At 75.0% G+C, this 18,467-nt stretch carries 14 protein-coding genes and 2 tRNA genes; 10 read left to right on the plus strand and 6 right to left on the minus strand.

The genetic code is table 11. From position 1 onward, the window contains the following. Positions 1-70: 70 nt before the first annotated feature. Both ACFYWG_RS26710 and ACFYWG_RS26715 read right to left on the minus strand, forming a co-directional pair. Positions 71-532, minus strand: a complete 462-nt coding sequence (locus tag ACFYWG_RS26710) for a hypothetical protein (protein ID WP_383499038.1) — start codon at positions 530-532, stop codon at positions 71-73. A 55-nt stretch (positions 533-587) separates the two neighbouring features. Continuing rightward, complete coding sequence (locus ACFYWG_RS26715; RefSeq protein WP_389203935.1) at positions 588-1,454, minus strand: bifunctional DNA primase/polymerase; 867 nt, start codon at positions 1,452-1,454, stop codon at positions 588-590. Positions 1,455-1,821: 367 nt separating this feature from the next. Here ACFYWG_RS26715 and ACFYWG_RS26720 point away from each other — a divergent pair, with 367 nt between their 5' ends. The 3 genes from ACFYWG_RS26720 to ACFYWG_RS26730 all read left to right on the plus strand — a co-directional run bounded on the left by ACFYWG_RS26720 (position 1,822) and on the right by ACFYWG_RS26730 (position 4,954). Next, a complete protein-coding gene (locus ACFYWG_RS26720) occupies positions 1,822-2,148 on the plus strand; it encodes a hypothetical protein (RefSeq protein ID WP_383499044.1) in 327 nt (108 codons plus the stop codon). Between the two features lie 284 nt (positions 2,149-2,432). Beyond that, entirely contained in the window at positions 2,433-2,993 is a 561-nt protein-coding gene (locus ACFYWG_RS26725; protein ID WP_383499047.1) for a SigE family RNA polymerase sigma factor, read from the plus strand. 284 nt (positions 2,994-3,277) lie between these two features. Next, on the plus strand, positions 3,278-4,954 hold the full coding sequence (locus tag ACFYWG_RS26730; RefSeq protein WP_383499050.1) for a long-chain fatty acid--CoA ligase: 1,677 nt from the start codon (positions 3,278-3,280) through the stop codon (positions 4,952-4,954). A gap of 30 nt (positions 4,955-4,984) precedes the next feature. Here ACFYWG_RS26730 and ACFYWG_RS26735 read toward each other — a convergent pair whose 3' ends face one another. Then, complete coding sequence (locus ACFYWG_RS26735; RefSeq protein ID WP_383499053.1) at positions 4,985-6,190, minus strand: MFS transporter; 1,206 nt, start codon at positions 6,188-6,190, stop codon at positions 4,985-4,987. A gap of 130 nt (positions 6,191-6,320) precedes the next feature. Here ACFYWG_RS26735 and ACFYWG_RS26740 point away from each other — a divergent pair, with 130 nt between their 5' ends. Continuing rightward, a complete protein-coding gene (locus ACFYWG_RS26740) occupies positions 6,321-6,899 on the plus strand; it encodes a TetR family transcriptional regulator (protein ID WP_389203936.1) in 579 nt (192 codons plus the stop codon). A 66-nt stretch (positions 6,900-6,965) separates the two neighbouring features. On the opposite strand, the gene ACFYWG_RS26745 is transcribed toward ACFYWG_RS26740, so the two are convergent. Together ACFYWG_RS26745 and ACFYWG_RS26750 are read right to left on the minus strand one after the other, a co-directional pair. Next, positions 6,966-12,044, minus strand: coding sequence for a PAS domain-containing protein (locus ACFYWG_RS26745; RefSeq protein WP_389203937.1), 5,079 nt, complete (start codon positions 12,042-12,044; stop codon positions 6,966-6,968). 386 nt (positions 12,045-12,430) lie between these two features. Then, a complete protein-coding gene (locus ACFYWG_RS26750) occupies positions 12,431-12,934 on the minus strand; it encodes an SSI family serine proteinase inhibitor (RefSeq protein WP_383499059.1) in 504 nt (167 codons plus the stop codon). Between the two features lie 288 nt (positions 12,935-13,222). On the opposite strand from ACFYWG_RS26750, the gene ACFYWG_RS26755 reads away from it, so the two are divergent. Both ACFYWG_RS26755 and ACFYWG_RS26760 read left to right on the plus strand, forming a co-directional pair. Beyond that, positions 13,223-13,313 (plus strand) — tRNA-Ser (locus ACFYWG_RS26755). Between the two features lie 185 nt (positions 13,314-13,498). After that, positions 13,499-13,571 (plus strand) — tRNA-Arg (locus ACFYWG_RS26760). Between the two features lie 242 nt (positions 13,572-13,813). Here ACFYWG_RS26760 and ACFYWG_RS26765 read toward each other — a convergent pair. Continuing rightward, entirely contained in the window at positions 13,814-14,290 is a 477-nt protein-coding gene (locus tag ACFYWG_RS26765; protein ID WP_383499062.1) for a MarR family winged helix-turn-helix transcriptional regulator, read from the minus strand. A gap of 96 nt (positions 14,291-14,386) precedes the next feature. Here ACFYWG_RS26765 and ACFYWG_RS26770 point away from each other — a divergent pair, with 96 nt between their 5' ends. The 4 genes from ACFYWG_RS26770 to ACFYWG_RS26785 all read left to right on the plus strand — a co-directional run bounded on the left by ACFYWG_RS26770 (position 14,387) and on the right by ACFYWG_RS26785 (position 18,453). Next, positions 14,387-14,797, plus strand: a complete 411-nt coding sequence (locus tag ACFYWG_RS26770; protein WP_389203938.1) for an HGxxPAAW family protein — start codon at positions 14,387-14,389, stop codon at positions 14,795-14,797. Between the two features lie 242 nt (positions 14,798-15,039). Then, complete coding sequence (locus ACFYWG_RS26775) at positions 15,040-15,912, plus strand: DUF2797 domain-containing protein (protein WP_389203939.1); 873 nt, start codon at positions 15,040-15,042, stop codon at positions 15,910-15,912. Between the two features lie 106 nt (positions 15,913-16,018). Then, positions 16,019-16,759, plus strand: a complete 741-nt coding sequence (locus ACFYWG_RS26780; RefSeq protein WP_376325874.1) for a response regulator transcription factor — start codon at positions 16,019-16,021, stop codon at positions 16,757-16,759. After that, the gene (locus tag ACFYWG_RS26785) at positions 16,756-18,453 is read left to right on the plus strand and encodes an ATP-binding protein (RefSeq protein WP_389203940.1); all 1,698 of its coding nucleotides are present in this window, start codon (positions 16,756-16,758) and stop codon (positions 18,451-18,453) included. Before ACFYWG_RS26780 ends, ACFYWG_RS26785 begins: the two co-directional genes overlap by 4 nt. The last annotated feature ends 14 nt before the right edge of the window (positions 18,454-18,467 follow it).

The raw sequence follows: 18,467 nt of genomic DNA on the forward strand, positions 1-18,467 counted from the left end.
GCCCGGGGGGAGTGCGCCGCCCGCGCAGCAGTTGCGTCCGGGACGCGCTCACGCCGCTCACCGCCCGTCCCTACGCGGGCGAGGGGGCGTCGCGGGCCAGCCGGGGCCAGTCCAGGTCCCGCAGCCCGGGCTCGGCCCGGCAGTCCGAGGGCAGGCGCGCAGCGGTCTGGAACCACAGGACGGTGAGGCGGGAGCGGTAGGCGACGGGGTCGCGGGCCGGGTCGAGTGCCGCGGAGTGGAACGTGCCGAGGCAGGCCACCGGGGGCAGCACCTCGACCGGCCCGAGGCCGCCCGCGTACTGGTCGGGGTACTCGCGCGGCGGCGGGACCAGGTGCACGGGCGTGCCGGGCCGGGCCCGCCGGGCGGCCCGCAGCAGGCCCTGGATCCGCAGGTCGTTCACCGGCTTGCAGGGGTAGCCCTCCAGGTCGCCGTAGGTCGAGGTGAACCGCAGCTCGGCGAGGTCGACCGGGCGGCCGGAGGCCAGGACGAGGCGGGCGAGCGCCAGGGCCGGCGCTTTGACGTGCTGTGGCATGGGGGACTTTCGCTGTTCCTGGTGAGGGCTGCGCCCGGCGCGGGCGGGGCGGTGGTCACGGCCGGTGCCCGGTGAGCCGTGCCGCCGACGCGACGGTGGCCCGGGCCTCCCGTTCGGACAGGCCGGTGTCGACGGCGGCCTCGACCAGGGGCTCCACGAGCGCGGGCCCGATGCCGTCCTCGTAGGCCCGGCAGGCGGCCCAGAACAGCCGGGTGTTGCGCTGGCCCTCGTGCGCGGCGAGGACGAACTGGACCAGGCCCTGGCCGTGGCCGCCGGTCGGCCCCGGCAGGGGGTGGTGGGTGCGCGGCGGCGGCAGCAGCAGCCGCAGCAGGGAGCGCGGGCAGGGTGCGGGCGGCAGGTGGGCGGTGCCCGGGGCGGCGGCGTAGATCCCGTGCGCGGTGCGCGAGCCGGGGCCGACGAGGTACCCGCCCGCGCCGCGGATGTCGATGCCCGGCGCGAGGCGGCCCGCCGAATTGGGGACGACCACGTCCGGCGGGCCGCTCAGCCACAGGTGCCGCCCGCCCGACGGGGTCACGACGACCACGGTGGGCGGGATGGTGAACAGGTGCCGTAAGGCCAGCTCACGCAGGGCGGCCGAGGAGTCGGTGCCGGTCTTCACGTCCAGGTCGACGCCGATGAGGTGGTGCGGGGGCAGCCCGCAGGCGATGCCGTAGCCGGTCGCCCAGGGCGCGGCGGCGAACAGTTCGCGGATGCGGGCGGGGTCGCTGGAGGCGTCGTACACCCCGTGCCCGAGACGGCCGCACTCGCCGTGGCAGGGGGAGGGGAGCGGGTCGTCGCGGTGGGGGGAACGCAGCGCGGGCAGCTTGGTGCGCGACAGGGGGATGACGGCCAGCCCGCGCTCGGCGGCTGACAGGGCGTGTGCGAGGGCCAGCGTCGTGGCCTGCCGGTCGGTGGTGGCCATGCCTCTAGTTTCGTACGTACGTTCGAAAAAGGAAAGGGGAAGCGAGGAGGACGCGCCGGGAGCGGGAAGCGGCGGGGGACATGTGGCGGAACGCTTCACCTCTTGCGGCGCCTGGGATCGAACGCTCCCTTTTGCCCGTGTTCGGGGCTGAAGTGACGTGAGGGGGTTTATCGACTTGTCCTCACGCTTGCGCGCGAATGAGGGCTTCCGGGGTGGTTCGCCGGGGGTCCGGCGGGCAACTCTGGACTCGCGACGTCGAGCACCGCACCGGGGCGGCCGGCCAACTTCCCCGGTGAAGACAGCAGTTCCACACCGCCGGCCTGAGCCGGCACGACCACGGTTTCCGAAGTCCTGGAGGGACAGCACCATGGCAAGCATCCGCACCGCCCGCGTCCTCGCGGCCGCCTCCGCCCTTCCGCTCGCGGCCGCCCTCTTCGCCGGCGTCGCGACGGCGGACAACGGCGCCTTCGCGGACGGCGGATCGATCGCGGCCGTCACCGAGGCCGAACAGGGCGTCCTCGGCAGCGGCGTCGGCGGCGACAACTTCGGCAACGCGGCCACCACCCAGCAGCAGGCCGTCGGTGACGGCGCCTCCAACCAGAGCAACACCGCCCAGGTCAACGGCTCGGCCTTCACGGCCGTCAACCAGGGCAATGCCAACACGGCGATCAGCTTCACCCCGCTGTGGTGGTGAGCTGAGCGGGGCCGGTGCGGCGGCACCGGCCCGGGGGGCGCAGGGGGTGCGGGGGGTTCCTTCGTGGGGTGACGAACGCCTGGGCGGCGGTACTTCGGTGCCGCCGCCCAGGCGTGTCCGCGGACCGGCCGCGTCCCTGTCCTCAGGGGTGAACCCGCAGTACTCCCCGGCCCGCGCTCCACCTACAGGAGGTGCAGTCACCCCCGCCCCTACAACCTGAGGGGGATCCCGCTTCGGGACCTGCGGCCGATCCGCCGGGCACGCCCCGCTCCTAGCGTGGAGCCATGACCACACTCGTCTGCACCACCGCTTCGAAGGCGGCCGCGCCAGCGGCGCAGACCCTTCCCTACCCGTCGTTCTCGTCGTACGTCAGGGCCCGCCGGCCGGTGCTGCTGCGGACCGCCCGCTCGCTCACCGGCAACCCGAGCGACGCGGAGGACCTGCTGCAGACCGCGCTCACCAAGACGTACGTCGCCTGGGAGCGGATCGAGGACCACCGCGCCCTGGACGGCTACGTGCGCCGGGCCCTGCTGAACACGCGGACCTCCCAGTGGCGCAAGCGCAAGGTCGACGAGTTCGCCTGCGACGAGCTGCCCGAGCCCGAACCGCGCCCCGGCGGCGACGACCCGGCCGACCAGCAGGCCCTGCGCGACGCGATGTGGCGGGCGATCATGCGCCTGCCCGCCCGGCAGCGCGCGATGGTCGTCCTGCGGTACTACGAGGACCTGAGCGAGGTGCAGACGGCCGAGGTGCTCGGCGTCTCGGTGGGCACGGTCAAGTCGGCCGTCTCCCGCGCCCTCGGCAAGCTCCGCGAGGACACCGACCTGGGCCTCGTCCGCCACTAGCCCGACCGCCCCGAGCCCCCACCCCCCGGCCTCCGGCGGCAACCCGTACCCCCTCTCCGGCCTCCGGCGGCAATCCGGACAGCCCGCCCCCACCGCCCGCAGCGCCCGGTGGCCCCGCCGCCCCGGCAGCCCGCGGCACCCCCGAGAAGCCCTTCGCGCGGCCCGCCGTCCGCCGCTGTGAGCCTCCCCTCCGCAACGGCGTGATCTGATCGATCACCCGGTCCTAGTGACATACCGCGTGGTATGTGCGCAGAATCAGCGCATCCCTTACCACCGCGCAGGCAATGTCGCCCCGGGAGGACGCCGTGCTGAGCACCATGCAGGACGTACCGCTGCTGATCTCGAGGATCCTGACCCACGGGTCGACGATCCACGGGACATCACAGGTGACCACCTGGACCGGTGAGGACGAACCGCACCGCCGCTCGTTCGCGGAGATCGGCGCCCGCGCGGCCCAGCTCGCCCACGCGCTGCGCGAGGACCTCGGCGTCACCGGCGACGAGCGGGTGGCGACCCTCGCCTGGAACAACGCGGAGCACGTCGAGGCCTACTTCGCGATCCCGTCCATGGGCGCGGTCCTGCACACCCTGAACCTCCGCCTGCCGCCCGAGCAGCTGGCCTGGATCGTCAACCACGCCGCCGACCGCGTGATCATCGCCAACGGCTCGCTGCTCCCCCTGCTCGCCCCGCTGCTGCCGCACCTGAAGACCGTCGAGCACGTCGTCGTCACCGGCCCCGGCGACCGCTCCCTGCTGGCCGAGGCCACCGCGCAGGTCCACGAGTACGAGGACCTCCTCGCCGGCAAGCCGGTCTCCTACGACTGGCCCGAGCTGGACGAACGCCAGGCCGCTGCCATGTGCTACACCTCCGGTACCACCGGCGACCCCAAGGGCGTGGTCTACAGCCACCGCTCCATCTACCTGCACTCGATGCAGGTCAACATGGCCCAGTCGATGGGCCTGACCGACGAGGACACCTCGCTGGTCGTGGTCCCCCAGTTCCACGTGAACGCCTGGGGCCTGCCGCACGCCACGTTCATGACCGGCGTGAACATGCTGATGCCGGACCGCTTCCTGCAGCCGGCCCCGCTCGCCGCGATGATCGAGAGCGAGAAGCCGACCCACGCCGCCGCCGTCCCGACCATCTGGCAGGGCCTGCTCGCCGAGCTGACCGCACACCCCCGGGACGTCTCCTCCCTCACCCAGGTCACCATCGGCGGCTCGGCCTGTCCGCCGTCGCTCATGGAGGCCTTCGACAAGCTGGGCATGCGGGTCTGCCACGCCTGGGGCATGACGGAGACCTCCCCGCTGGGCACCGTCGCCCGCCCGCCGGCCTCCGCGGTCGGCACCGACCGGGAGTTCGCCTACCGCCTCACCCAGGGCCGCTTCCCGGCCGGGGTCGAGGCGCGGCTGACCGGCCCCGGCGGGGAGCGCCTCCCGTGGGACGGGGAGTCGGCCGGTGAGCTGGAGGTGCGCGGCTCCTGGATCGCGGGCGCCTACTACAACGGCCCCGACGCCGAACCCCTGCGTCCTGCGGACAAGTTCAGCGAGGACGGCTGGCTCAAGACGGGCGACGTCGGCACCATCTCGCCCGACGGCTACCTCACGCTCACCGACCGCGCCAAGGACGTCATCAAGTCCGGCGGCGAGTGGATCTCCTCGGTCGAGCTGGAGAACGCGCTGATGTCCCACCCGGACGTCGCCGAGGCGGCCGTCGTCGCCGTGCCCGACGACAAGTGGGGCGAGCGCCCCCTGGCCACGGTGGTCCTCAAGGAGGGCGCCTCCATCGGCTTCGAGGCCCTGCGCGGCTTCCTCGCCGACGAAGGCAAGATCGCCAAGTGGCAGCTCCCCGAGCGCTGGACGATCGTCGAGTCGGTCCCCAAGACGAGCGTCGGCAAGTTCGACAAGAAGGTGCTCCGCAAGCAGTACGCGCAGGGCGAGCTGGACGTCACCCGCCTCTGACGGTCCCGCGGACCGCCGTACGGCGAGGTCTCAGCGTCGTACGGCGGTCACGCCCCAGCCCAGCAGGAGCCACAGCCCCGCCACCGCGCACACCCCCGCCCAGCCGAAGGGGCCGTAGGCGGCGCCCGCCAGGGCCGAGGCGGCGGCGCCGCCCGCGAAACCGGCGACCACGTAGGCCGTGTTGGCGGTGGCCGGGGTGGAGGTCGCGGTCAGGGCCAGCGTCTGGTTGGCGACGTGCGAGGCCACCAGCGCCGCGTGGATCGCGACCGCCGCGGCGAACAGGGCGCCGAGTGCGTGCCCGCCCAGCCAGAACAGCGGCACGGACACGGCCGCCACCAGATACGCGGAGCGCACCACCCGGGCCGCGCCGAACCGGTCCACCAGCCCGCCGGCCAGCGGCGCCACCGCGCTCGCGGTCAGCCCGAACAGCCCGAACAGCCCGGCGGCCGCCGTGGACAGCCCGTAGGCGGGCCCGGTCAGCAGCACCGCGAGCGAGGTCCACAGCGCGCTCCACGCACCGAACATCCCGGCCTGGCGCACGCACGCCCGCCACAGTTCCGGCGAGCCCCGCAGCACCGACGGCAGCGCGGCGAGCCCCGAGAACAGCGAGCCCTGCCGGCTGCGCCGCGACGGCAGCACGTACGCGGTCGCCAGCCCCAGGACCAGCGTCGCCGCGGCGGCACCCGCGAACACCCAGCGCCAGCCGAAGGCCCCTCCCGCCAGACCGCCGAGCACCCGGGCCCCGACGATGCCGGTGAACAGGCCCGCGATGACGGCGGCGACATGCCGGGCGCGCCGCTCGGCCGGGGCCCGTTCGGCCACCAGCGGCACGAGCAGCTGGGGGACGACGGTCGCCGCCGAGGCCACGAACACGGCGGCCGCGAGGATCCCGGCGCCGGGGGCGAGGGCACTGGCCGTCAGCGCCAGCGCGGTCACCAGGGTGAGCCCGGCGACCAGCCGGCGGCGGTTGACGCTGTCGCCGAGCGGGGCGAAGAACAGCAGGCCCACCGCGTAGCCGAGCTGTGCGACGGAGGCGATCCAGGCCAGGGCCGAGGGGGTCGAGCCGAAGTCGCGAGCCATCAGGGACAGCAGCGGCGCGGCGAGGTAGATGTTGGCGGCGGTGACCGCGCTGCACACCGCGAGCAGGGTGAGGAAGAGGCCGGGGGAGGGCGTGCGCGGCGCCCGGGTCGCGGTGCGGCCCGCCTGCGGGGAGGTCATCGTGGTCGCTGACGGCATGAGGGAGGACTCCTTGGAGTCGGCTCTAACAACTAACCGGTTGGTTGGCTGACCGGACAACAGTCTGGAGCGCCCCGCCATTCCATGTCAACCAAACAGTTGGTTACCTGGTCGCGCTACCCTCTCCCCCATGGCAGCAAGGGACCCCGAGGCCACCAAGGCCCGGATCTTCGCGGCGGCGGTCGCCGAGTTCGCCCGGCACGGGATCGCCGGTGCCCGCATCGACCGCATCGCCGCCGAGGCGAAGGCCAACAAGCAGCTGATCTACGCCTACTTCGGCAACAAGTCCGAGCTCTTCGCGATCGTCCTCGAACGCAAGATGCTCCACCTCGCCGAGGCGGTCCCCGTCGACCCCGACGACATCGAGGGCTGGATCGACCGGCTGATGGACTACCACGCCGCCCACCCCGAACTGCTCCGCCTGCTCTTCTGGGAGGGCCTGGAGTACGGCAGCGCCGAACTGCCCCACGAGTCCGACCGCCAGGAGCACTACGCCCGCAAGGTCGCCGCCCTGCGCGACGGCCAGGAGCGGGGTGTCGTCACCGCCGCGATCCCGGCCGCCGACCTGCTGTTCCTGCTGACCGCCCTGGCCAACTGGACGGCTGTCGTCCCGCAGATGCGGCGCATCCTGGTCGGCGGCGGCGACCCCGACCGGGAGCGGCTGCGCGCCTCGGTCAAGGAGGCGGCCCGCCGCCTGACGGCCCGCTAGCCGGTCGGCCGCAGCCGGTCCTTCCAGCCGGTCGGTCGCAGCCGGTCCGAGCCGGCCCCGGTCGGGCTAATTGGTGCCGATGCGGCTGAGCAGTTCGACGATCCGGGACTGCACCTCGTTGCTGGTCGACCGCTCCGCGAGGAACAGCACCGTCTCGCCGGACGCCAGCCGCGGCAGGTCCGCCGGGTCGACGGCGGCGGTGTAGACGACGAGCGGAGTGCGGTTGAGCTGCCCGTTCGCCCGCAGCCAGTCGACGATCCCGGCGAAACCGGCCTGCCGCCGGTGCACCTGCAGCAGGTCCATCACGACCAGGTTCGGCCGGAACTGCCCCGCCAGCGTCACCGCGTCCGCGTCGCTCGCGGCCCGCGCGACCTGCATCCCGCGCCGCTCCAGCGTCGACGTCAGCGCCAGCGCGATCTCCGCGTGCTCCTCGATGAGCAGCACCCGCGGCGGATGCTGCTCGCTGTCGCGCGGCGCCAGCGCCTTCAGCAGCACGGCCGGATCGGCCCCGTACGCCGCGTCCCGCGACGCCTGCCCGAGCCCGGCCGTCACCAGGACGGGCACCTCGGCCGCCACCGCGGCCTGCCGCAGCGACTGCAGCGCCGTCCGCGTGATCGGGCCCGTCAGCGGGTCGACGAACAGCGCGGCCGGGAACGCCGCGATCTGCGCGTCGACCTCCTCGCGCGAGTTCACGATCACCGGCCGGTAGCCGCGGTCGCTCAGCGCCTGCTGCGTGCTGACGTCCGGGGCGGGCCACACCAGCAGCCGCCGCGGATTGTCCAGCGGCTCGGGCGGCAGCTCGTCGTCCATCGGCTGCTGCCGGGGCGGATCGGCGACCTCGACGGCCCCGCCGGGACCGTCCAGCGGCTCGGGCCCCTCGGCGGCGTTCTCGTCCGGCGCGCCTATGGCGTACGAGCGCCCGCCGCCCTCGGTCATCGGCGCGAGCCGCGTCTGCCCGGCGAGCGAGGGCTGTGCGGGAACGGGCGCGGGAGCCGGTGCTCCCGGCGCCACCGGCGTCCCGGCGGGGATCCCGCCCGGGGGCGTCGGGTCGCTCGCCGGATGCGGCCGGGCGGCCTGGTCCGGACGGCCCGTCGGGCGCGCTGCCTGGTCCGGGCCGGCCGGCTGCTCCGCACGCGCGGCCGGGTCGGGCGGCGTACCGAGCTTGCGGCGGCGGCCCGAACCGCCCGGCGCGTGCGGGGGAGGCGTCGCGGTGCCGTGGGCGGCCGACGGCTGCTGGACCTGGGCCGCCTGCCGGGTGAACGGCACGCCCTGGCCCAGCGTCCGGACGCTGATCGCCCGTCCCTGCGTCGAGTTGGGGTCCACGGGCGCCGCGGCCTCGGCGGGCAGCGGCTGGGCCCCGGCCCGGGGCGCGGCACCCTGGGGCGGCAGCGGCGTACCGGGAGCGGGGGTGTCGGCCTGGTGCGTCGTCCCGGGCGGGGTGGTCGGGGGATGGCCGTTGGGTGCGGCACCGTTCGGAGCCACGGGGACCCCGGCGCCCGAGGTGCCGCCGCCGGCGGGCCGGCCGCCGGGCACGGGGGCGCCCTGAGCAGGGGTTCCCTGGGCGGGCGTTCCCTGAGCGGGGTTCCCTTGCACCGGCGTTCCCTGAGCGGGCGTCACCGGCGCGGAAGGCGTTGTCACCGGGACTGCTGGGGCCGGGCTCGCCTGGGCCGGGACGCCGGGGTCCTGTCCGGCGGTGGCCTCGGCGGGCAGCGGCTGACCGGCCGAGACGTGCGGGTCCGGTGCGGGTGCGGCCTGCGGGGGCAGCGGCTGCGCCTGCGCCTGCAACTGCACCCCCTGTCCCGGCAGCACCGCCTGCACGCTGTGCCCGAGCCCGGCCTGGACGGGGACGCCCTGGGCGGGCACGGGGCCGCCCTGCGGCGGCACGGCGTTCGGGTACGGCTGGGCAACGCCCTGCGGCGGTACGGCAGTCGCCTGCGGCTGGGGGCCGTTGCCCTGGGGCGGAACGACGTTGCCCCGGGGCACGCCGTCGCCCTGCGGGGCCACCCCCTGCGCCGGAACGGCCGCCCCGGGCGGAACAACCCCGGACCCCTGCTGAGCAGGGAACCCCTGCGCGGGAACGCCCTGCGGGGGAACGCCCTGCGGGGGAAGACCCTGCCCTGTGTGCGGAGGCACGGCACCGGGAGGCACGGCACCAGGAGCCGCGGCACCGGCAGCGGGCACGGCGCCGGGAGGCAAGGCCCCGGGCGTCACCCCACCCGAGGGCGCGCCACCCGGAGGCACGGAAGCGGGAGGCACTGCACCGGCAGGCACGGAACCCGGAGCCACGACGCCAGGTGCCACGACACCCGGAGCAACGGAACCCGCAGCAATGGGACCCGCAGGCACGCCGGCCGCCGGCGCGGTTCCCCCCGGCGCGGCAGCCACCTGGCCGGGATGACCCGGCACGGCTTCCGGCTGCCCGGCACCCTCGGGTGCGGCGGCCTGCTGCCCTGCCCCTTGCGCGGCCGGAGCCGGCACGGCCGTGCCAGGAGCCTGCGCCCCAGGTGCCCCAGGCACCCCAGGCGCCCCGGGCACTCCGGTCGGCTGCGGTGCGGCCACGGCACGCCGGCGGCGCCCGGTCGGCTGGCTGGTCGGATGCGGCTGGGGAGGCGTGTGATCGGCGGACTGGTCGTGCGGAACGGCGTCGTGCCGCCCCTGCTCGGCACCCCCGTCACCACGGACGGATCCGGGAGCGGCCCCGGCCCCGGCGGCCTGGGCGCCACCGGCACCGGCAGGCGCCGCCTCCGCATCCGTACTCGACGCCGTCTGGTCGGCCTCGGCGGGCGGCAGTGCGAACACCGGACGCGGTCCGGCCGCCGCCGCTTCCTGTGCGGCCGCGGCCCGCTCGTTCGCGGCGGCCAGCGCCCTGCGCCGGCGCCCCGTCGGCTGCGGCGCCTCCGCCGGACCCTGCTCCTGGTCCGGCGGGCCCTGCTCCGGAGCCTGCTCCGCCCCGGACGGCGCCGCCGGAAGCGCCGGAGGCAGCGCGTGCTGCTCGCCGGGTTCACGCCGGGCCCGCCGCCCGGACGGCACGGGCACGCCCTGCGGCGGAACGGTGCCGCCCAGCCCGGTGTTGGAGGCCGCGGCCCCGGCCGCGTGCTCCCCCGCCATCACGACGGCCCCCTCGGCGACGCCCTGAACGGCACTGCCGACCGCCGCCGCACCGGCGTCCTCGGCGGCCCGCCCGCGACGCCGCCCGGTACCGCCGGAGGGGGCACCCTCGCCGGAGGCCTGCGCGGGCAGAGCGGCCGGCTCCCCGGCCGCCCGCCTCCTGCGCCGCCCGGTGGGCACGCCGGCCTCGGCGCCGGAACCCGCCTCGCCCTCGCCCTCACCGGCCGGGACGTCCCCGTCGAGGAACGCGTCCGTCGTGCCGCGCCGGGCACGTCGGCGTCCCCCGGAGGGCTGCTCATCGGGCGCGGGAGCGGGCGCGGGAGCGGCTGCGACGGCGACCGCCGCCTCGGCCGCCGGCTGCGCGGTGACGGCCCCGGCCCCACCGCCGAGCGGGACTTCGAGGACGTAGGCGCTGCCGCTCATCCCCGGCACTTCGTGCGTCTGCAGGACACCGCCGTGGGCCCGGACGATCCCGCGCACGATCGGCTCGTGCACGGTGTCGCCACCGGCGTAGGGTCCGCGGACCTCGATCCGCACGACCTCGCCGCGCTGCGCGGCCGCCACGACGACGGTGTTGTCCATGTAACCGCCCGTCGACACGGGCGCGTTGCCGGTCGCGTCGACCCCGGCCACGTCCGCCACGAGGTGGGCGAGGGCGGTGGCGAGCAGCCGGGGGTCGACCTCGGCCTCGATGGGCGGGGCGTGCACGGCGAACTGCACCCGCCCGGGCCCGATGAGCTCGACGGCCCCGTCGACACCGGCGGCGACGACGGCGTCGAGCATCACGTTCGTCCGCGTGATGTTCTCGCTGCCGGCGTCGAGCCGCTGGTAGCCGAGGACGTTGTCGATCAGGGTCGTGATGCGCGAGTAGCCGGCCGACAGGTGGTGCAGCACCTGGTTGGCCTCCGGCCACAGCTGGCCCGCGTCGTCGGCGGCGAGCGCGGCCAGTTCGCGCCGCAGCTCCTCCAGCGGGCCGCGCAGGGACCGCCCCAGCAGGGTCAGCAGCTGTTCGTGCCGTGCGGACAGCGCGTCGAACCGGTCCTTCTCCCGCTCCCCGAGCGCGGCGTACCGCTCCTCGTTCGCGGCGAGTTCCTCGGCGTGCCGCTCGCGCAGCTCCTCCAGCTCGGTGACGTGCTGCTGGCGCAGGGCGGTCAGCTCGGAGGCGTGCTCCTCGGAGAGCCGCTCCAGTTCCTCGGCGTGGGCCTTACCGGCCGCCTCCTTCTCCGCCACGACGGCGTCGTAGGGCCGCCGGTCGGTGAAGGTCATGACGGCGCCGACGAGCTGGTCGCCGTCGCGCACGGGCGCGGTCGTGAGGTCGACCGGCACCTTCGCGCCGTTCTTGGCGTACAGCACCTGCCCGCGCACCCGGTGCTTGCGCCCGGAGCGCAGGGTGTCGGCGAGCGGCGAGTCGTCGTACGGGAAGGGCGAGCCGTCGGCCCGCGAGTGCAGCACGAGGGTGTGCAGCTCGCGCCCGCCGAGATCGCTGGCCCGGTAGCCCAGTATCTGGGCGGCCGACGGGTTGACGAGGACGATCCGCCCGTCGGTGTCGGTGCCGACGACGCCCTCGGCGGCGGCCCGCAGGATCATCTCGGTCTGCCGCTGCGAGCGGGCCAGCTCGGCCTCGGTGTCCACGGTCCCGGACAGGTCGCGCACGACGAGCATCAGCAGCTCGTCACCGGTGTAGCCGTAACCGTCGTACGCCTGCTGGCCGTTCTCGAGATTCGCACTGGTGACCTCGACGGGGAACTCCGTCCCGTCGGTCCGGCGCGCGACCATCCGGGTCGGTTTGGTGCGGGCCCGCGGGTCGAGGTGCTCGGGCCTGCGCATGGAGCCGGGGATGAGCTTGGAGTCGAACTGCGGCAGCAGGTCGAGCAGCCCGCGCCCCACCAGGGCGGTGCCCGGGGTCTCGAAGGCCTCAAGGGCGATGGTGTTGGCGTTGACCACCGTCCCGTTGGCGTTGACCAGCACCAACGCGTCGGGGAGGGCGTCCAGTATGGCTGCGAGGCGAGCAGCGCCTCGGGATGGCCTGCTGCTCACGAGACGCTTCCTCCCTGTTACCGCACCTTGCCGACCGCTCGGGTCATCTTGCCAACCGTCCCGCGGCGTGTCACGCGAGGGAGTCTAAGGGCTGGGGTTGCGCTCGCGACGCCGGATGAGAGGGACGTCGCACGGGGAAGTGACCCCGGACCGGCGGCCGGGCGACCGCGGGGGCCCGCCCTCCTGCGACGACGTCGCAGGACCTTCGCCGGACCTTTACGACGAAGACGTTTCTGTATGTTTCGGCCGACCTGGCCTGATGCGCGCGGGGTGGGGCGCGAACGGGGGTGCGGCGGGATGCGCGGGGACGTGCCGGGGCGGCCCGGCCGGTCCCCGGCGGACGGGGATGCGGCCGGGCCGGACCGATCCCGGCCGGACGACTCCGGCTAGCGGGCGACGCCGGGCAGCAGGGGCACGAGCCGGTCCCAGCGGGTGATCCCGCAGCCGTCGCGGCGGTCGTACGTCGCGTCGACCGGGCGCCCGGCCCAGGTGCCGGTGACGTGCGCGGTGGCCGGGCCGCCGTACTGCATGGTGCACATGCCGCCCTGCGGCGCCGGGGCGAAGACGTCCTGGCCCCAGCGCGTGTCCCGCTCCAGCAGCTCGCAGGCGCCGCGCGGGTCGGGGTGGCTGCCGCCGTCGGGGCCGCAGTACAGCTCGTAGGTTCCGTCCGCTTCCTCGCCGGCGTTCCGCACGGTGACGGTGAGGTGGTCGCGGTCCCGGAGGTCGTCGATCCACTGCCGGGGGACCGGGTCGGTCGCGGCGGCACCGGCGTAGGCGGCCGGGGACAGGGCGGCCAGCGAACCGACGCCGGCGGCGGAGGCGGCGGCGCCGAGGAGGAGGCGCCGCAGTACGGGGCGGGCGGTGGCCCGGTGGGGGGTGGCACGCAACATGCCCTGCCTAACGCCGTGCGGCCCGGGACGTTGCGCCCGCCCGCCGCTCCCCGCCGGCCGGGCCCCCGTCCGGCCCACGTCCCGTCCCCGTCCGGCCCCGTCCGGTTCCCTTCGACCCGCGTCCGGTCCGTCCGGTTCCCTCCGGTCCCTCCCGGAGACCCGCGCGCCCGACAACGCCTTTGCCCCGCGCCCTTCCCGCCTAGTACCGTGGGGGTCGATTGGTGACACCCCGCTCGACTGTGTCATCATCGGCACGCACCGACTCGCGCTCGCGCGGGTGGATGCGCTGGAGGCGTCGCCTAGTCCGGTCTATGGCGCCGCACTGCTAATGCGGTTTGGGTCTTAAAGCCCATCGAGGGTTCAAATCCCTCCGCCTCCGCACCTGATCACGAAGCCCCGGTCACCTGACCGGGGCTTCGCTGTCGTTGTGCCCCTGCGCTGCTGTTTTCGCAGGTCACAAGGGGTGCGGCCAATGGATTTCACATGGCGGCGGCAGTCATGTAATGTTCTTCCTGTCGCCGCGAGCGAGCCGAAAGGCCCGAGAGCGGCGAAACAACAGAACAAGCACTCGTAGCTTAACGGATAGAGCATCTGACTACGGATCAGAAGGTTGCAGGTTCGAATCCTGCCGAGTGCACACAGACCAGAGGCCCCGGAGAGATCCGGGGCCTCTGGCGTTTCCCCGCGGGGGGGTCGGGTCAACTCCCGGTCCCCGGTACGTCGCTGGGCGGCTCTTGCGCCGGGCCTCTCCGTGGCCGACTGGCGCGGGCGCCGCGGCCTCCCGGATCGGGCACACGGCCCGGTCGTGGATCAAGGGGTTCGCCCCCGGCCGCCGGCGCGGCGGAGCGGCACGGGAGGTGCGGTGCCCCCGCGCCTCGGTCAGCTGGGGCGGCAGTACTCCTCCAAGTAGGTCGCGGCCAGGGAGCCGGCCCGGGTGAACCAGTCCGTGAGCACGGCGATCTCGTCGGGGGTGTAGTCCGCGAAGAGCGCCCCGAGGCGGGCGTAGTACGGCTCGTAGACCTCGCGCACCCGGGCGACCGCGTCGGGCCGGGCGGCCACGCGGACCCGGCGACGATCGGCCGGGTCGGGGAGCCGGGTGATGAAGCCGGCGCGTTCGAGCCGGTTCAGGATGCCCGTCACCGCGCCGGTGGTGACGTGGACGCGGGCTGCCAGGTCTCCCGCCGTGGGGTGGTTGTCGCCGGCCTCGATGACGTAGCCGAAGCAGGTGAGGTCGGTCACGCTCAGGCCCACCTGCTGGGCGATCTCCTGCTGTCCGACCAGGTGCGTCGCGATGAGCTGGTCCATGGCCGACAGTGCCTGCTCCGGTGTGGCGGCCGGACGCGGCTTGGCTTGCATTCCCAGATCCCTTAGTTCGTGAGATATTTGGGTTGTTAAATTCTTAGCTCGTGAGGGGTTCTGCCCGGAGGTCGAGCCCTTGATCGGAGGATGCACGTGAGCGCACATCAGTATGACCACGGGCACACGGCCGCCGGGTGGGTCGGATGCGGCATCGCCAGCGCCGGGGCCACCGTGGCCGGAGCGGGTGTCTGCACCGGCTCGGGCCTGCTGATCTCCGCCGGGCTCGCCGTCGGGGTGGTCGCCCTCCTGGTCACCTGGGCACTGCACCTCGGCGGTTGGGGCAAGGGCCCGGGCGCGCGGCCCCGCGAGGAGTGGGCGTGGCGGGTGCGGGACTCGGCGGCGCCGGGCGGGCACGCGGACTGCCTCGGGTGCCGGCTGGCCGGTCGGGGGCGGCGGCGCGTGGAGCATGCCGGGCGGGAGACCGGAGCGGTGCCCGCGGGGCGCGGCCCGGCGGAACCGGAGACGGCCCTGGTGGGCGCGGCGGGCACCGACACCGCAAGCTGATCCGGCGCCCCCTGTCCGAAGCCGCACGCTGATCCAGCCGGGCTGCCCCGAAGCCGCATGCCGGTCCGGCCCTCCCCGAGCCTGCCCCCGGGCCCGGACCCGGACCCGGCCTGCCGACCCGGACCCGGCTCCCCGGTCCGGACCCGGACCCGGCTCCCCGGTCCGGACCCGTACCGTCGACCCGGACCCGTAGCGTCGGCCGCGGGCAGCGCTGTCAGTGGGGGCCCCTACGCTCGGCGGTGATGGCACAGGCATGGAAGTGCTCGGGGCTGCGGTGGTCGGCGGACGGTCCCGTGCTGATGTGGTCCGGCGGGCGGCGCAGCGCGCTGACCCGGGGGAAGCGGGTGGCCTTCGGGGTCGCGGAGGGGGGCGTACGGACGTGTACGGGGGCGCGGGGGCATCCGTGTCCGGCCGCCGCGGCCGTACCGGGGCGCAGTACGGGAGCCCGGTGCGAGGAGTGCGCGCGGCTGGACCGGGCCCATTCCGTGGCGGCGGACACCCTGGCCGACGACCCCCGGCCCTACCGCGTCTACCTGGCGTGGTTCGGGCCCGGCATGGCCAAGGTCGGCATCACCGCCGAAGAGCGGGGATCCGCCCGGCTGCTGGAGCAGGGTGCCGTCTGCTTCAGCTGGCTCGGGACCGGTCCGCTGATGGCCGCCCGGCGCACCGAGGAGCTGCTGCGGGCCGCCCTGCGGGTGCCCGACCGGATCCCGTACGCCGACAAGCGGGCCGTGCGCTCGGCGCTGCCCGGGACCGAGGCGGAGCGGGCCGGGGAGATCACGGAGCTGCACGGGCGGGCCGTGGCGCTGCCGGCGTGGCCGGAGTCGCTGGCGCGGGAGCCGCTGCGGGTCGTCGATCACGCGGGCGTGTTCGGGCTGGCAGGGCTCGACACCGCCGTGGGGGAGGTGCGTGAGCTGGTCGCGGGCGGTGCGGTCGGCGGGGAGCTGGTCGCCGCCGCCGGGCCCGATCTGCACCTGGACACCGGGAGCGGTGTCGTCGTGCTCGACACGCGGCTGATGACCGGGTGGGAGCTGGGCCCCGCCCAGGGGGGTGAACGGGAGCTGCCGGTCCGGCGGTTCAAGGAGGACACCGGGGTGCAGGACGGGCTCTTCTGAGGGCGGGCCGGTTCCCAGGAGTTCCCTGAGAAGTGCCTGTGTGGTTCTCAGGCAAATCACAGACGCGCGAAAGGGCGCTCTCAGAGCCCGCCGACATCGTGTTCCCATGACCACGACCTCGCCCCAGGGGCGCACCGAACTGCTGAGGCCGGACGGGAGCCCCGTCCGCGTGCTGGTGGTGGACGACGAGATGTCGATCACCGAGCTGCTGTCCATGGCGCTGCGCTACGAGGGCTGGCAGATCCGCAGCGCCGGTGACGGCATGGGCGCCGTGCGGGCCGCCCGCGCCTTCCGGCCCGACGCCGTCGTGCTCGACATGATGCTGCCCGACATGGACGGGCTGTCCGTCCTCGGGCGGCTGCGGCGGGAGCTGCCGGACGTGCCGGTGCTGTTCCTGACCGCCAGGGACGCGGTGGAGGACCGGATCGCCGGCCTCACCGCGGGCGGCGACGACTACGTCACCAAGCCGTTCAGCCTGGAGGAGGTCGTCGCACGCCTGCGGGGGCTGATCCGGCGCTCCGGCGCGGCCGACCGGCGGTCCGAGTCCGTACTGGTCGTGGGGGACCTGACCCTGGACGAGGACAGCCACGAGGTGACCCGGGGCGGGGACGGCATCCATCTCACCGCGACCGAGTTCGAGCTGCTGCGCTTCCTGATGCGCAATCCGCGGCGCGTGCTCAGCAAGGCCCAGATCCTCGACCGGGTCTGGTCGTACGACTTCGGCGGGCAGGCCAACGTCGTCGAGCTGTACATCTCCTACCTGCGGCGGAAGATCGACGCCGGGCGCGAGCCGATGATCCACACGCGGCGCGGCGCGGGTTACCTGATCAAGCCCGCGGCATCGTGAGCGGACGGCGGCGGCCGCGCGGGGGGCGCGAACAGGCCGGCCGACGGGCGGTCCGGTGGGCGGGCCGGCCGCGCACGCTGCGGACACGGCTCGTCGTCGCGTCCGTGGTGCTGATCGCCGCTGTGTGCGCGGTGATCGGCACCGTGACGACCCTCGCGCTCAGGTCCCATCTGTACGAGCAGCTGGACGGGCAGGTCGAGGACGCGGGCAAGCGTCTGTCGGCGCCCTTGAAACCCGTTCTGATGGACGGCGGCCCCGAGCTGACGGAAGCGGACCGGATCACGGGCTTCGTCCGGGGGCCGGCGCAGCCGGGGACCATCGCCGCCGGGGTCGCCGCCGACGGCACGATCACCCGGGCGGCGTTGGCCGAACAGGCCGTCGACGACGGCCCCTTCGAGCGGAACTCGGCCGTCGGCCTGACCGCGGAGCAGAAGAGCGCCCTCGCCGCGGTGCCGGCCGAGGGCGTCCACACGGTCGACGTCCCCGGCCTGGGCGAGTACCGCGTGCAGTACGCCCCCGGCGCGGGCGGGGGCGGCTACTACGTCGCCCTGCCCACGGCGTCGGCCGACGCCACCGTGAACACGCTGATCCTCGTCGAGGTCAGCCTCACCGGTTCCGGACTGGTCGCCGCGGCCATCGCCGGGTCCGTGCTCATCGGCGTCGCCACCCGCCCCCTGCGCCGGGTCGCCGCCACCGCCACCCGCGTGTCGGAACTGCCCCTGCACAGCGGCGAGGTGAATCTCCGTGAGCGGGTGCCCGACTCCGAGACCGATCCGCGCACCGAGGTGGGGCAGGTCGGGGCCGCGCTGAACCGGATGCTCGACCACGTGCACGCCGCGCTGCACGCACGGCAGCGCAGTGAGACGCGGGTCCGGCAGTTCGTCGCCGACGCCAGCCACGAACTGCGCACCCCCCTCGCCTCCATCCGCGGGTACGCCGAGCTCACCCGGCGCGGACGCGAACAGGTCGGGCCCGACACCCGGCACGCCCTCGGGCGGATCGAGTCCGAGGCCGGCCGGATGACCCTGCTGGTCGAAGACCTGCTGCTGCTCGCGCGCCTGGACGCCGGACGGCCGCTGCGGTGCGAGCCGACCGACCTCGTGCCGCTCGTCGTCGACACCGTCAGCGACGCCCGAGCGGCCGGTCAGGACCACACCTGGCGGCTCGACCTGCCCGACGAGCCCGTGCCCGTCGCGGCGGACGCGGCCCGGCTCCAGCAGCTCCTGGTCAACCTCCTGGGCAACGCCCGTACCCACACGCCGCCCGGCACGACCGTCACGGCCCGGGTCCGGCGGGACGGCCCGTGGCTGTGCGTGGACGTGGAGGACGACGGGCCGGGCATTCCGGCGCGGTTGCTGCCGCACGTCTTCGAGCGGTTCGCCCGTGGGGACTCCGCCCGGTCCCGGGCGACCGGCTCGACGGGGCTCGGCCTCGCCATCGTCCAGGCCGTGGCGGCCGCGCACGGCGGTGCCGTGACCGTCGGCAGCGTGCCGGGGCGGACCGTGTTCACCCTGCGCCTGCCCGCCTCGCCCCACCTTGCCCCGGCGCATCCTGCCCCGGCGCACCCGCCGCACCGAGACGGGGAGGAGCCGCCCCACCACGGCCGGGAAGAGCAGCCCCGTCACGATCCGGGCGAGCGAACTCACTCACAGGTGGGCCACAGCCTCACCACACGGCTGCGACAGGGCGCCTGACGACAGTCGGTCCC

The sequence above is a fragment of the Streptomyces sp. NPDC003456 genome, from assembly GCF_042878735.1.
In the GTDB taxonomy this organism is placed as follows: domain Bacteria; phylum Actinomycetota; class Actinomycetes; order Streptomycetales; family Streptomycetaceae; genus Streptomyces.